At 42.9% G+C, this 15431-nt stretch carries 8 protein-coding genes and 1 pseudogene; 7 read left to right on the forward strand and 2 right to left on the reverse strand.

Annotated features, from left to right (window positions below; genetic code table 11):
• Positions 1 to 3 precede the first annotated feature (3 nt).
• The 5 genes and pseudogenes from BTR_RS04930 (at position 4) to BTR_RS04950 (ending at position 11112) form a co-directional block, all read left to right on the forward strand.
• Complete coding sequence (locus tag BTR_RS04930; protein WP_012231645.1) at positions 4 to 8049, forward strand: hemagglutinin repeat-containing protein; 8046 nt, start codon at positions 4 to 6, stop codon at positions 8047 to 8049.
• Between the two features lie 20 nt (positions 8050 to 8069).
• Positions 8070 to 8486, forward strand: a complete 417-nt coding sequence (locus BTR_RS04935) for a hypothetical protein (protein WP_012231646.1) — start codon at positions 8070 to 8072, stop codon at positions 8484 to 8486.
• A gap of 91 nt (positions 8487 to 8577) precedes the next feature.
• On the forward strand, positions 8578 to 9054 hold the full coding sequence (locus BTR_RS04940; RefSeq protein ID WP_038473522.1) for a hypothetical protein: 477 nt from the start codon (positions 8578 to 8580) through the stop codon (positions 9052 to 9054).
• Position 9055: 1 nt separating this feature from the next.
• Positions 9056 to 10711 (forward strand): annotated as a pseudogene (locus BTR_RS04945) (hemagglutinin repeat-containing protein); the annotation flags it as partial.
• Entirely contained in the window at positions 10708 to 11112 is a 405-nt protein-coding gene (locus BTR_RS04950; protein ID WP_012231649.1) for a hypothetical protein, read from the forward strand. The pseudogene BTR_RS04945 and the gene BTR_RS04950, both read left to right, overlap by 4 nt.
• 215 nt (positions 11113 to 11327) lie before the next feature.
• Here the strand turns inward: BTR_RS04950 and BTR_RS04955 are convergent, their stop codons facing one another.
• Together BTR_RS04955 and BTR_RS04960 are read right to left on the reverse strand one after the other, a co-directional pair.
• Entirely contained in the window at positions 11328 to 11528 is a 201-nt protein-coding gene (locus tag BTR_RS04955) for a helix-turn-helix transcriptional regulator (protein ID WP_012231650.1), read from the reverse strand.
• Positions 11529 to 11738: 210 nt separating this feature from the next.
• Positions 11739 to 12905 (reverse strand): tyrosine-type recombinase/integrase, encoded by a 1167-nt coding sequence (locus BTR_RS04960; protein ID WP_012231651.1) that lies wholly within the window; start codon positions 12903 to 12905, stop codon positions 11739 to 11741.
• Positions 12906 to 13202: 297 nt separating this feature from the next.
• Here BTR_RS04960 and BTR_RS04965 point away from each other — a divergent pair, with 297 nt between their 5' ends.
• Together BTR_RS04965 and BTR_RS04970 are read left to right on the forward strand one after the other, a co-directional pair.
• The gene (locus BTR_RS04965) at positions 13203 to 13904 is read left to right on the forward strand and encodes a hypothetical protein (protein ID WP_012231652.1); all 702 of its coding nucleotides are present in this window, start codon (positions 13203 to 13205) and stop codon (positions 13902 to 13904) included.
• 156 nt (positions 13905 to 14060) lie between these two features.
• Positions 14061 to 15227, forward strand: coding sequence for a tyrosine-type recombinase/integrase (locus BTR_RS04970; protein ID WP_012231653.1), 1167 nt, complete (start codon positions 14061 to 14063; stop codon positions 15225 to 15227).
• Positions 15228 to 15431: the final 204 nt, after the last annotated feature.

Raw genomic sequence — 15431 nt, forward strand, 5'->3', positions numbered from 1 at the left:
AGCATGGGACATGAGAAGAGAGAACAAAGAACAACTTTATTAAGCGTTTTAGTTTCTAGTACGATGCTCAAGAAGGTTTTATTGGGGGGGCTTGGTTTTTCTTGTTTGTTAGTCCCTTCAGCGTTACAGGCACAAATTGCCGTTGATGCGAGCGCAGGTGCAGGCTATCGTCCAGATATTGTGGCAGCGCCCAATGGGGTTCCTTCCATTGATATTGTTACCCCAAACAGCAGCGGTTTATCGCACAATAAATATAATGATTTTAATATTGGCAATGGAGGTGTGATTTGGAACAATCATGCGCAAGAAGTAGGGCAATCGCAATTGGGGGGTATTATGCCGGGCAATCCGCATTTGCGTGTTACCGGTTCAGCGAAGGTTATTTTAAATGAAGTGACCAGCAGTAAGCGCAGTGCCTTGAATGGTCCAGGAGAGGTTTTTGGGCGTCCAGCCGATGTGATTATAGCCAATCCCAATGGGATCAGTTGTGATGGTTGTGGGTTTATCAATACGCCCCATGCGACCTTAACCACTGGTGTTCCTGAAATTGATGCTTCTGGTTTTCTGAAAGGTTTTGTGGTACGAGGTGGGGATATCACTTTTGGGACAAAGGGCGCGAATTTTTTCTCAGGCAAGGGAGCGGTTGATATCGTTGATATTGTTTCTCGCACAGTGCATTTTGAAGGTCCTGTTGCGGGGAAGGATATTGGGGTTGTTGCTGGAACGGGTCGTTATGATTATGCTTCGCGTGAAATGAAAGAGCTCACCGATATCACTGGTAAACCAGAATATGCGATAGATGGTTCTGCTTTGGGGGCTCTTCAAGCGGATCAGATTAAACTTGTGGCAACCGAAAAAGGTGTTGGGGTTCGCATGCGCCATGATATGGCAGCCAATGCAGGGCAGTTACACCTTTCTGCGGATGGAAAAATTTCCCTACAGAGTGCTTTTGGTCATGGGGGTGTTGTTCTCAAGTCGAAAAGCCAGAGCATCTTGGCAAAACGCATCACTTCCAAAAGGCATGTTGATATTGCTGCAAAAAAAGATGTGACGTTAGAAACCGTTGGGGCGGATGGCCATTTTACAGCAGAGGCACAAGAAGGGCTTTTAACCATTGCAGGGCAAGCGACCTCTGGGGGCAATATGAAACTGTCTTCACGCGAAGCCATCAAAGTCTCAGGGCTAGGGTCTGGGGCTGATATGGCATTTGAAACGGGCGGTGATCTGACCCTTGCTGGCACTGTTTTGTCTGGGGGCAATTTAAAAGCCCATGCCGGTGGTGATATCAGGGCGGATCTTTTAGCTGGTGGGGTTGATATGGCAGCAACGGGGGCAGCAGGCAGTTTGATTTTGGGCAACCAAGGGGGCGTTGATCTCCAGAGTCGTCAAGGTGCGATAGCCGCGGAAAGCATTTATGGAGCGGGAGATATCACATTGGTTTCTCATAACGGGATTTCGGTTTCTCAAACAATCCTCTCTCATGATCATGTTGTCATTCATACCCAACCTGATGCTAGAGTTCATTTTGGACAACTGATTGCTTATGGAAAGGTAGATATTGATGGTGGAGCGATTGATTTTTCTTCGTTGATGGCGGGTGGAGATGCTGTTTTAAAGGGTGGCAGCCTTAATGCTGGCACCCTGATGACAGGGTTAGATTTTGTTCGCTCTCAGGTGAGCCCTTGGAATCCTACAGGTGCTCTTGTTTTTTATGATAAAGGTTCCCTTTCTATCACAGTACAAAGGGGGATAAAGGTTGGACATATTATCAGTGGTGAAAATATTGACCTTTTTGCTGGCAACGACATTTATTATGATCAGATCATAGGGTACGGCAGTGCAACATTAACATCGGTATCAGGAGGGATCAGTGTGGAGAATGTGCTGTCTGTTATGGGGGATGTGAGGTTGACAGCAAAGACACTGGATTTAAGCAATAATCGTTCTCATATTTACACGCCGCAAACGCTGTATTTAAAGGGGGATCATATTGATGTTTCGGGGAGTGAATTGACTTATGGTGGTTTGGACTTTCAAAGCACCAATGTCCTTGATATTCACCATGCACGGTTGCAAGCTGTGATAGATCAGGGGGGGACGGGAGATATTCTTTTTGTTGCACCAGGTGTTATGATTGATGAGACAACGTCGGTTTTAGCGGCACGAGATTTTGTCATCAAAACAGGAGAGTTGCACAATAGTGGTCAATTGGCAGCAGGTCAGAATTTAGCATTCAGCGTGACAGGGAATGCGACCAACAGCAAAACAGGTTTAATCTACGTGAAGGGCAATGGTGCTCTCAAAGTTGATGGGGCTTTGTTGAATGATGCTGGTGTCGTTATGGCAGAGGGTGATTTATCTTTCACCAATGCGGTGGGTACTGGAAAGAGCCTTTCCCTTGTCAATAAAGCGGGTTTAATTCAGGTAGGGGGAAACTTAAATATCCAAACCAAAACCTTGCAAAATGAAACCGATAGTACGCCTAAAATAGAGGAAAAAACTGAAGAAATTACCATCGCATTCGAAAAACCAGATAAATATAATTTTCTCGATGGTAGGCCATTATACCATGATACAAACTGGGATCGTTGGGGCAAAGGAAAGCTTTCTAAGAGAAAGCATGGGAAAGTAGGACCAAAACACTTTATATTTGAGCAACAACTTTGGAATAACAAAGAAGGAACCTATGGTACGGCAACTTTAAAAGATGGGACAGTCTATAAGGCATTTACTTGGGAACGTAATGCTCTAAAAGGAGACATAGAAGAATTTGTATGGAATGGTTCTCGGCGAAGAGGAGGATGGTTCGGGTCAAACAATAATAACTGGTCTCATATGACGGAGGAGACTGTCACGCAGACGTTTTCGCATAAACCGGCGGCTCAGGGGATGATACAATCTCACGGCAATCTGATCATTAACGCTGATAATATTGAGAATAACTATAGCATCATGAGAGCTGGGGGCAATGCGGATATCCATGCCGAGACGCTGACCAATGTAGGAGCAACAGCCTATAAAAATACCTTTATGCATTGTCATGCTAATACAGATGCTTATTGTTATGCCTATAACGCCGATGGCAGCCGCAATGGTAGCCTCGATATAGCCAATGGCAAGGATCGCCAGACTGGCTCGGAAGTTCTCGATACTGTTCCTGGTCTTGTTCAAGCGGGTGGCACGTTGAATTTGGTGGTCGATCAACTCAACAACAAGGCAGCGGAAGGGTCCATTACAGGGGATGCGCATTTTGAAGCAAAAGCAGCTGGAGGTAATCCACTGGAGGCGCTGAGTGGTTTGACTGGGGCTGGTGCTTTGTTTACACCAAAAGTGGATCTCAATGGTACAGAAGAACTAGCTGAGGGCAGTACTTTGCCTTTGCCAAAGCCCCAATCGGGCGGTGTTGGGGGCACGCTGCCCAACCAGAATTTCATTTATGAAACGCGGGCAGATTTCCTTGATGTCGGTAAGTTTTATGGTTCAGCCTATTTTTTGAACAGAATTGGTTATAAGCCAGATCGGGAGATTTTCTTCTTAGGGGATGCTTATTTTGAAAAGCAACTGATTGAAAAACAAATGCGTGATCTTGTGGGGCAAGGTTTGGGTAAAGGCTCCTTTATTCCAGGAAGTGATGCCATTGAACAAGTCAAAAGTTTGCTGGATGTCGGGGCAGACTATGCCAAAGCACACAATCTTGTTTTTGGTGAGCCTTTAAGTGAAGAACAATTGGCAAGTTTAGAAGCACCGATGGTGATTTATGTTCGTCAACAGGTCAAGGGCATGGATGTTTATGCACCGGTGCTTTATATCCCTGAAAAAGACAGAGCCTCCTTTGTTTCTGCTGGGGCTTTGATCATGGGCGATGATGTCAATATCACCAGCCCAAATACAAGCACTTCAACGATTATCAATTCAGGTCGTATTGCGGCAAATCACCAATTGAATGTGCATGGCGGGGATATTCTCAGTCAAGGGGGGCATTTTGCAGCTGGTGGTGATGCTGTTTTGCTTGCGGAGAAGAATATTCGTTTAGATGCAGGGCGCACAACGGTTGACGGTGTGGAGACTATTTTAAACACCAATGCCTTGTCTTCTGGGGGCAATGCGACAGTTCTTGCTAAAAAAGATATGACAGCCTCAGGGGTAAAGATCACCACGAAGGGTGATCTTGCCATGGTTACAGAAGAAGGTAACTTAACGATAGGCGCAACAGAAACCCATCACTACAGCCAGCATAGTGATGCCACCATGCACCAACAATCAGAAGTTAATTCTGGGGGCTCAACAACGTTTCTTTCTGGAAAAGATCTGAATATTTTAGGCTCTGAGGTTCAAACAAAGGATAATCTTTTCTTACAAGCAAAAGAAAATGTTTCGATTGATGCCACACGCAACAGTGCCAATAGCCATCGGGGGGATCAAACATCTCATGTTGCTGTGCACAATGGCTCTCATTTAAGTTCTGGAAAAGAGACCACTGTTCTCTCTGGAAAAGATATCCATGTTTCTGCGTCCGATATCGATGCGAAGGGCAATGTTGCTCTTGGTGCTCAAGGGGATATCACAATAGATACCAAATCCGATGAGATGGCGTATCATCTTCAGAATAAAAACCTAAAAGTGGATATGCAAGGCTCGCGAGCCGTTGGCTCTTCGATCAATGCTGGGGGTGATTTTACCGCTATTGCAGGGCAAGATGGCAAACCACATGATCTCACCATCACGGGCAGTTCCATTGCGGCTGATGGCAAGGTAGGGCTGAAATCCAGCAACGATATTCTCATCAACAATGCAGAAAATAGTTTACATTATGAGATGTCGTATCATAAAGAGGGGGGAGCATTTAGTAGCAGTAAATCTCAGCATAACAAGACTGATGCGTCCCAAGTTGTGGGTTCACTCATATCGGGGGGCAAAGGCGTTGCTCTTGAAGCAGCAAACAACACGGAAGTTGTTGCCTCGATGCTCACAGCCGGAAAAACAGGAGAAACGCCAGAAGACCAAACAAAAGCGGATATTAAAATTTACTCTGGTGGCAATATTCTCATCAAAGGGGCGCAAGAAAAGTATGATCAGCAAGCACAATCCTCAAAAAGTGGATTTTTGAGTAGCAAATCTTCCGATACATCTCAATCCCATACAACAACGGTTTCCTCTATTCTGGGGGCGACGGGCAATATTGTGTTAGACGCACAAGGGGATGCCACAATCACGGCTTCTCATATGATTGCCAATGGAGATATCAATGTGGCAGGACAAAGCGTGACGATTGATGGCATGACAGATCACCATGAGAGCCATTCAGAAACCCATAAAACAGGTTTTGGTGTGGGATCAGGCAAGGGCTTTGCTTCGATCTTTGGGAGTAAATCAAAGACAGAGAATGAAGAAAGTTTTGAACATCAAGGTTCTTCGCTCAATGGAAAAAATATCACCATCACCGCCAAAAAAGAAGATGTGAATGTGGTGGGCTCTGACTTTATTGCAGAGGAAAATATTAATGTTTCGGCAGTCCATAATGTGAATGTTTTGCCTGGTCACAATAGTCATAGCACCAACTCAAAGGAAGAACGTACAGGCTTTGGGATTCAGTTTGAAAAGAACAAAAGTGGTGTTTCTGTAGGGATTGGGGTTGCAGGCGCCAAGGATAAAGGCGATCAATGGGAAAAGTTCAATACAGCGTCCAATTTCAAAGCAGGTAATGATGCACAGTTTAATGCTGGCAATGATGTAAATTTACAAGCGACAAATGTTTTAGCAAATCGTGATGTCAACATTAATGCTGGAAATAATATCACACTATCGGAAAGCTATGATACCTCTCATGCACAAGAAAAGCATGAAAAGTTCTTTGCTGGTGTGACAGGTTCTGTCAATGTTGGCATTCTTGGTAGTGTACAAGATATAAGGGATGCCGGAAAACGTTTTGGTCATGGGGATACAAAACACAAAATCGGCAATGGTTTGCTTGGTGGTTTAAAAGGTTATGATCTCTATAACAAAGGCAAAGGCCTTTACAATGGGATAAAGGGTGGAGCAAGCAAAAGTGACCTTCGTAATATGGCGGATGTTTCAGCCAGCATTACGGCAGGCTTTAAGGCTGAAAAGGCAGAGGCCTCTTCTCAAGTTTCCACCGCGGTGACCACAACAATAGAAGGTGGGCGTTCTATCAACATGCATGCCAACAATGGGAGTATCCATGGTGTTGGCGCTGATCTTATCGCTGGCACAAACCCTCTGAGCAATGATGAACAGAGCGGGAATATCACCTTGGATGCAAAAGAACATATCCTCTTTGAAAGTGCGCAAAACACGCAAAGCACGAAAAACCATTCGCAAAATATTTCTGCAAATGTTGGTTACAGCTACGGGAGTGGCGGTTCTGGGTGGATGGGCAATGCTTCTTTTGGAAAAGGAAAGGGCTCCAGTGAACAGGTTCAACACAAGAATAGCCATATTATAGGCACCAGCACTGTTCATACCAACAGTGGGGGAAATACTACATTTGCAGGCGCCGTGGTTTCTGCAAACCGTGTAGAGATGAATGTTGGTGGTGATTTCACCATTACCAGCCTCAGTGATACGGGACAAAGTTCCAGCAAGCAAAACTCTGTTTCTGTTGGCTTTAATGGTGGAAAAAAGGATGATGTGGCGACAACCAATATTGCCTTTAACAAGGATAAAACCTCTAGTGATTATCACAGCGTTGTGGAACAATCCGGCATTAAAACCGGTGATGGCGGCTTTGATATTACAGTGGCGGGTGCAACAACCATGACCGGAGGTATTATCGGCAGCACCGCACCGGCGAACAAAAATAAACTGACTACAGGAACCATTAAAACGAGTGATATCACCAACAGTGCTGATGCTCAAGCTAACAGCGATGGGATTAGCATTTCTGCGGGTGGCCCCATGTATCAAGGCAAATACGGCGTTGGGAAAAACATTGTTAAAAATATCTTAGATCATGCAAAAGCCAAAGATTCAGAGGAAGGTTATACCAAATCGGCCATTAGTGATAGCACCATTGTGCTGACAAATGAAGCAGGGCAAAAGGCGTTGACGGGGCAAGATGTGGAACAAGCCATCGCCTCCCTTAACCGTGATACTGCCAACGCCCATAAGGGTGTACAACAGCTTGATGTTGCCAAGCTGGAACAAATCGTCCATGAAAACCGTGAAATGGCAATACAATTGCTGGAAGAAGGGTTTAAATACAGCGATGACTCCTATAGAACCATGTTTATCAAAGAACACCCCATCGCTGTGGTCGACCGTGATGAACAGGGCAATACAATCTATAAAACAGATGAAAATGGTGTACCTATAAGAGACGCTCGAGGACAAAAAATCCCTAAGTTTCATTATTTAACCGATGAAGAAAAGCAGCATTTGCAAGCCGGCTCTGATGGCAAGGTGCATGTGTCCTTTAATGGCATTTTTACTCCACCCTATGAGGCCGCTGTTTATGCAGAGCAACATGCAGAGAATAAAAATGAACCACTTTATTTTGTTGTGTTTCCAGAAGCCGATTCTGCTATTTCAGAGCTTCTGGTCGCGGGATACCAGAAGTTTCTGGAAAATAACTTTTGGGGTTTGACTAATTCAACACAAGAAGCAAAAGGTTTGATGTATAGCTATGGTCTTACAGGGTTAGAACTTTACGGCCATAGCCGTGGGACGATGACATTGGGGAATATGCTGAATTCTTTCAAACAAGAAGGTGTGCACGGGATAGCCAACGAAAATACGAATATCAATCTTTATGGACCAGCCTTTAATGTTTTAGTTGCATCCGGTCTGTTAGGGTATGTGAGTGATGGCAAACAAACCACGATTGGCTTTGATGGTCATAGATACGATTTTGTCAGCAGAATTATTGGAGGCAATGGCTATACCTACGAGACAATACCTGCTGGTAGTAACATGTTGAAAGAATGGTGGAGAGTGATCACAAATCCCGTAAGTCCCCATACTTGCCTTGGAGATGTGAGTGATAAGTGTAAAGTGCGCTATGGCTCATCTCATCGTGAACAAAAACCTTGAATTAGATCGTGGAGTAAAAAATGAAACAAACTATAAAACTATTAGGTGCTGTAACTTTGTTAGGTATTGCAGGATGTCAGTTTAATAAAACTCCTGGAGGGTATTTGAGCGCGTGGGAGAAAAATGGTGTTACTGATTTTACGGAGGTAGGAAAAGCCTTATTAGAATGTGGCATGCCAACCCCTTATGATGTCGATCCAGAAAACAGAAAGCAGAGCATCAATGCAAAAGCAACCATTTATGCTTGCATGCTTCAATCAGGTTTCCGTTATAAAGATGAAGAGGTAGCAAGAGCGGGTGGGTGGTGTTACACTTTTAGAGCCGAAAACTTGCCCATTTGTCGTCCAGGCGCTGTTGTTCCAAGGCCTAGTGTCAAAAAGCGCTTAAACAGCCCTTTTTGTAAAAAATATAAAAAAGCACCGGAATGCCAACCTTAAGCTATTTGTGGAAATCACAATCCCCACATTCATGTGTTCCCATGCTTGTACGGGATTGTTCCTTCAATTAATCCATTCAAAGAGGGGAAAAATGAAAAAAATCTTGAAATTATTGAGCAGCATGGCTTTTCTTATTATGGCTGGATGTATTAACCAACCTCCTCCATCAACTTTAGCATTATGGGAAAAACCAGGTGCCGATAAAGCGATGCTCCAACAAGCCTTGTCAAAATGTGGTTGGAAACCAGTCTATGCTTCTTCTGACAATATGGATTCGTATGCGAGTGAATTTGCTTCAGTTTATGAGTGCATGAAAAAAGCCGGTTTCCGGTACAAAATGCAAGATTCAAAAGGGATCTATTTTATCCCCCCTGTGAAAAGTGACTCGTTTTTAGTTAATTTGATGGTAGCTGGATATCAGCAATTTATGGACAATGACACTTTTGGTGTGACCAACAAAACGAAGAAGGAACGGGCTTTACTAGCGCATTTTGAGGATGAAAGAAAACATCAGCAAAAGACAAAAGCTTTACAAAAGCGACCATTAAAGCGTCCTACCCATCGTTAAAAAGGGCTCCAGTGAACAAGTACAACACAAGAACAGCCATATTATAGGTACCGGCACTGTTCATAGCAATAGTGGAGGAAACACTACACTGAATGGCGCCGTGGTTTCTGCAAACCGTGTAGAGATGAATGTTGGTGGTGATTTCAGCATTACTAGCCAGAGCGATACCGGAAAAACTTCCAGCAAGCAAAACTCTGTTTCTGTTGGCTTTAATGGTGGAAAAAAGGATGATGCAGCGACAACCAATATTGCCTTTAACAAAGATAAATCCTCTAGTGATTATCACAGCGTTGTAGAGCAATCCGGCGTCAAAGCGGGTGATGGTGGCTTTGATATTACAGTGGCGGGTGCAACAACCATGACCGGAGGCCTTATTGACAGCAGCGCATCAGCGGATAAAAATAATCTGACCACCGGAAGCATCAGTACCAGTGATATCACCAACAGTGCGCATGCTCAAGCCAACAGCGATGGGATTAGTATTTCTGCGGGTGGACCCATGTACCAAGGCAAATATGGTGTTGCAAAAAACATTGCTAAAAATGTCTTAGATCATGCAAAAGCCAAAGATACAGAGGAAGGCTATACCAAATCTGCCATCAGCGATAGCACCATTGTGCTGACAAATGAAGCAGGGCAAAAGGCATTGACAGGGCAAGATGTGGAACAAGCCATCGCTTCCCTTAACCGTGATACTGCCAACGCCCATAAGGGTGTACAACAGCTTGATGTTGCCAAGCTGGAACAAATTGTTCATGAAAACCGTGAAATGGCAACGCAATTGTTGGAAGAAGGGTTTAAATACAGTGATGACTCCTATAGAACCATGTTTATCAAAGAGCACCCTATCGCCGTGGTCGACCGTGATGAACAGGGACATATCCTCTATAAGACAGATGCAAATGGGGAGCCTATAGAAGACGCTCGTGGACAACCAATTCCTAAGTTTCATTATTTAACGGATGAGGAAAAGCAGCATTTACAAGAAGGTGCTGATGGTAAGGTGCATGTCTCCTTTAATGGCATTTTTACACCACCAGAGGAAGCTGCTGTTTATGCAGAGCAACATGCAAAGGATAAAAATGCACCGCTTTATTTTGTTGTGTTCCCAGAAGCCGATTCTGCTATCTCAGAACTTCTGGTAGCGGGATACCAGAAGTTTCTGGAAAATAACTTTTGGGGTTTGACCAATTCCACACAAGAAGCAAAAAATCTGATCTATCGCTATGGTCTTACAGGATTAGAACTTTACGGCCATAGTCGCGGGACGATGACATTGGGGAATATGCTGAATTCTTTAAAACAAGAAGGTGTGCACGGGATAGCCAACGAAAACACAAATATCAATCTCTATGGACCAGCCTTTAATGTTTTAGTTGCATCTGGTCTGTTAGGTTATGTGAGTGATGGCAAACAAACCATGATTGGTTTTGATGGTCATAGATATGATCTTGTCAGCAGAATTATTGGCGGCAATGGCTCTACTTACGAGACAATACCTGCTGGTAGTAACATGTTGAAAGAATGGTGGAGAGTGATCAGAAATCCCGTAAGTCCCCATACTTGCCTTGGAGATGTGAGTTATAAATGCCAAAAGTTTTACGGCACATCTCATCTAAAACAATTTCCTTTAAGTAAATCATGGAGTAAAAAATGAAACACATTTTAAAGTTATTAAGTGGAATAGTTTTGGTGAGTGTAACTGGGTGTAATATCGATAAACCTCCTCTAGGAGAGATAGCTACGTGGGAGAAAAATGGTGTTACTGATTTTACAGAGGTAGGAAAAGCCTTATTAGAATGTGGAATGCCAACCCCTTATGATCGCGATCCAGAAAGCAGAAAGCTCAGCTACAATGCAATAGCAACCATAGAAGCTTGTATGATTCAATCAGGTTTTCGTGATAAAGTGGGAGGGGGGACTTGGTGTGAAAACCATAAAGCCGAAAACTTGCCCATTTGTCGACTAGGCGCTGTTGTTCCAAGGCCTAGTGTCAAGAAGCGCTTAAACAGCCCTTTTTGTAAAAAGCATCCAGAACAATATGAATGCTATCCTTAAATTTTACTGTTGATGGAAACAATCCCCACATTCATGTTTTTAATGCTTGTGCGGGATTGTTCTCTCAACCAACAATCTCAACACTGTATGTGAAGCAGTATAACGTAGGGAATACACTTAGTAATCCTATAACGTTGCGTCATAGGATGGATTGTGCACTCTCTAGGATTGTGAATTTGAGAAAGCCTTGTCCGTCCTTACGTGACAAGGTTTTTTTATGCCACGTCGTTATAACGTTGCTGTTTTGCTTGTTCGATTACATTGAGAAGATCCGATTGTAACCAACGGGATAAAAAACCAAATTTTAAAGGTTTTGGGAGAGAGCCACTGGTAACATGACGGCGGAAAGTTGAGACACTCATATGAAGCAATTTTGCACTTTCACGGTCAGTTAAAAGAATATCATTTTCTGTCATTCTAAAATCCTTTCATTTTCAAAAAAATAGAAACAAATCATGCCTATTTATTAAGCACATTTTGGTTTATTTTTGAAGGAATTTTATTTATAGAAAACAGTATTTTATCATATAATTTCTCATGTGATAATTTATGAGTCTTATTGAGAAAGAATGAGAGAGAAGAGAGAGAAAGTTATCCACAGATCATGGGGTTATGCACCCCATATCTTAAGATTGACCGGTGACATAAGCCGCCCATTTATCCATATAGACACGGCGCTGTTCTAGATAGTCCGTACGACGATAGGCACGCTCTACTTTACCGCCTACCGTATGACTTAGAATGGTTTCAGCGACCTCATAGGGGGCATCGGTTGTTTCAGCGAGCCAATCGCGTAAACTAGAACGAAAGCCATGGGGGCAGGCGTTTAGTCCAGTTTTTTGCATATACCTTGCCATATTACTTTCACCAAGAGGAGCACGACCGGTTGCAGAAAGGATAAAATCACTTTTGGAAAGACAGCGAGCATGTTCAATCACTTTCATTGCTTCTGTTGATAAAGGTACGCGAAATTCTGTTGTAGCATCGCGCTTTCCTTTCATATTTTCAGCAGGAATTGTCCATATATTTCCATCAATCTGATCTTTATGAATATGACGTAAAGGAAAAGTACGAACGCCTGTCAGAATAAGCAAACGTAAAGCCAGTTGTGTTATAGCTGTTATTTGGCAAAGTGTTTTATAAAAAGCAGGAATGTCTCTCCAATCCATAGCTGGTATATTTTGTGCTTTATGGAGTTGTTTTCCTAAGAGAGCTTGTGCTTTTGTTACTGCTTGTAAATCAACATCCAAACCCAAAGCAGCCGCATGTTTGAGACAAAGATTGAGACGAATGAGAGCTCTACGCGCTGTAACAGCTTTTGTATGCCAGATAGGGGCAAGTGTGTTGCGTATCTCTGTTTGGGTAATCTCTGAAACGGGTAAACAGCCTAATTTAGGGAGAATATAAAGACGTAAAGGTAAAAACCAATCACAAGCCTTGCCATCATCTTTTAATTCAGCTTTACGACTTTCAAAAGCATCCAAAGCAATATCTTTTAAATAATGAAGATTGCTTATTGCCTCACGCTTTTGTTTATTGCGTTCTTTAATGGGGTCACGCCCCTCATGCAAAACAGAACGCCATTGATTTGCCAATTCACGTGCTTTTTTTAAAGAGACATGTCTTAAAGCACCCAATCCCATTTCACGACGGCGCCCGTGAAGGGTATACCGTAAAATCCATTGAGCACCTCCATCTTTACGCTTATGAAGTAACAAGCCGGCACCATCATTATATTTGCCAGCCCCCAATGTTGCGACAGATCTTGCATTCAGACGGTTCATAAGAGCCATTTTTAATCCTTTCTTATACAAATTTTATCCACACACAAATCCCGCTTGTTATGTGCAAATGAGTGGTTTTGATTGATTCAAGATAAACCGCTTTGAAATGAGAGAATCTTACGTTATTCGAGACTCTCATTCAACATACAAAACAGTGAATTATCATTATAAATCAATGCATTGCCTTGATGCAACAACGCCATGAGCTTGAACGGGAGCGTATTCTTAATGAACGAGCGCAAAATCAGATTATGCGGGAGAGAGCCGCAACGTACAGGGGAAGAAGCATTTAAGAGAGGTTAGAGAATGAATGCAGAAATGAACGAAGTGATGAATGAAGATTATAGGGTTGCAGCACCGGTTTTTGATGATGATGAGAGCTCTTTTGATGTTGATCATGAGGTCGAGACAGTTGAGAGTCATGATGCAACATCTCCAGAGCCGATTACAGAGCCCGTTGAAAAGCCTTCAGAAATCGTTCCTAGTATAGAGCAGCAACAGCGTGTGGAGCAAAAAGCTAATGAGGCGCGTGAAGCGCTTAAAAGGTTCTACGAAGCACAATCCCAAACGCCGAAAGTTGAAGGAGAAAGTGCGCCCCCAGACTTACGTGAGGACCCAATTCTCGCATTAACGTGGATGTTAGATAAGATTCAAAAGCAAGATGCGTATATTCGTGCACAGCAAGAAGAACAAAGACAAGCCATTGAATACCAAGAATTTAATGGACATTTGAACCAGTTTTTAGAAAGTTCTGCTGAAACTGCGAAGAAGAAGTACAGTGATTTTGATGCGGCAGCAAATTTTCTTTATGAAGAGCGTGCAAAGCAGTTGAATGCATGGTCCTCTGTTTATCCGGATTATGCACAAAAGAGCACGATAGATGCGATTATAGGGGATGAATTGCGTACAATTGTAGCAACTTGCGCCCAAAAAGGGATTAATCCGGCAGAAGAGCTTTATAGGATAGCGCAAAATCTTGGCTATCAGATTCAAGATATTGATTTATAATGATAATTTAGCGTTATTCATATTTAGTTAGAATCCCGAATAACGTAAGATTCTCTCATTTCAAACCTGCTTATCTTGAATCAATCAAAACCACTCATTTGCACATAACAAGTGGGATGAGTGTGTGGATCAAATTTGTATAAGAAAGGAATAAAAATGGCTCTTATGAACCGTCTTAATGCAAGATCTGTCGCAACATTGGGAGCTGGTAAATATAATGATGGTGCCGGCTTGCTTCTTCACAAACGTAAAGATGGAGGTGCTCAATGGATTTACCGTTATACCATTCACGGGCGTCGTCGTGAAATGGGCTTGGGTGCTTTAAGAGATGTCTCTTTAAAACAAGCCCGTGAATTGGCAACTGGGTGGCGTTCTGTATTACGTGAGGGGCGTGACCCTATTAAAGAACGCAATAAACAAAAGCGTGAGGCAATAAGCAATCTCCATTATTTAAAAGATATTGCCGTGGATGCTTTTGAAACTCGTAAAGCTGAACTCAAGAATGATGGTAAAGATGGAGATTGGTTTTTACCATTACGCCTTCATATTCTCCCTAAATTAGGTTGTCTGCCGGTTTCTGAGATTACCCAAACAGAGATACGCAACACTATTGCCCCTATCTGGCATACAAAAGCTGTTACAGCGCGTAGAGCTCTCATTCGTCTCAATCTTTGTCTCAAACATGCGGCTGCTTTGGGTTTGGATGTTGATTTACAAGCAGTAACAAAAGCACAAGCTCTCTTAGGTAAACAACGCCATAAAATCAAAAACTTACCTGCCATGGATTGGAAAGATGTACCCGCTTTTTATAAAACGCTTTGCCAAACAACAAACCCCACACAACTGGCTTTGCGTTTGCTTATCCTTACAGGGGTTCGTACCAATCCCTTGCGTCATATTCGTGAAGATCAGATTGATGGAGATATATGGATTATACCTGCTGAAAATATGAAAGGAAAGCGCGATGCTACAACAGAATTTCGCGTCCCCTTATCATCAGAGGCAATGAAAGTGATAGAACAAGCCCGTTGTATCTCTAAAAGTAATTTCATCTTTTCTTTTTCTAGTCGGGCTCCTATTTCACCTATGGTTATGTCAAAGTATATGAGAGACAATAACCTTGAAGCCTGCCCCCATGGCTTTCGCTCTAGTTTACGCAATTGGCTTGCTGAAACAACCGATGCCCCCTATGAGGTCGCTGAAACTATTCTAGCTCATACGGTCGGGGGGCAAGTAGAGCGTGCCTATCGTCGTACGGACTATTTAGAACAGCGTCGTGTCTACATGGATAAATGGGCGGCTTATGTCACCGGTCAATCTTAAGATATGGGGTGAATAACCCCATGATCTGTGGATAACTTTAGCTCTCTTCTCTCTCATTCTCTCTCAATAAGACTCATAATTTATTACATCAATAAAACTATGATAAAATATTGTTTTCTATAAATAAAATACCTTCAAAAATGAACCAAAATGTGCTTAATAAATAGGCATGATTTGGTTCTATTTTTTATTATGAAAGGATTT

Source organism: Bartonella tribocorum CIP 105476 (genome assembly GCF_000196435.1).
In the GTDB taxonomy this organism is placed as follows: Bacteria; Pseudomonadota; Alphaproteobacteria; order Rhizobiales; family Rhizobiaceae; genus Bartonella; species Bartonella tribocorum.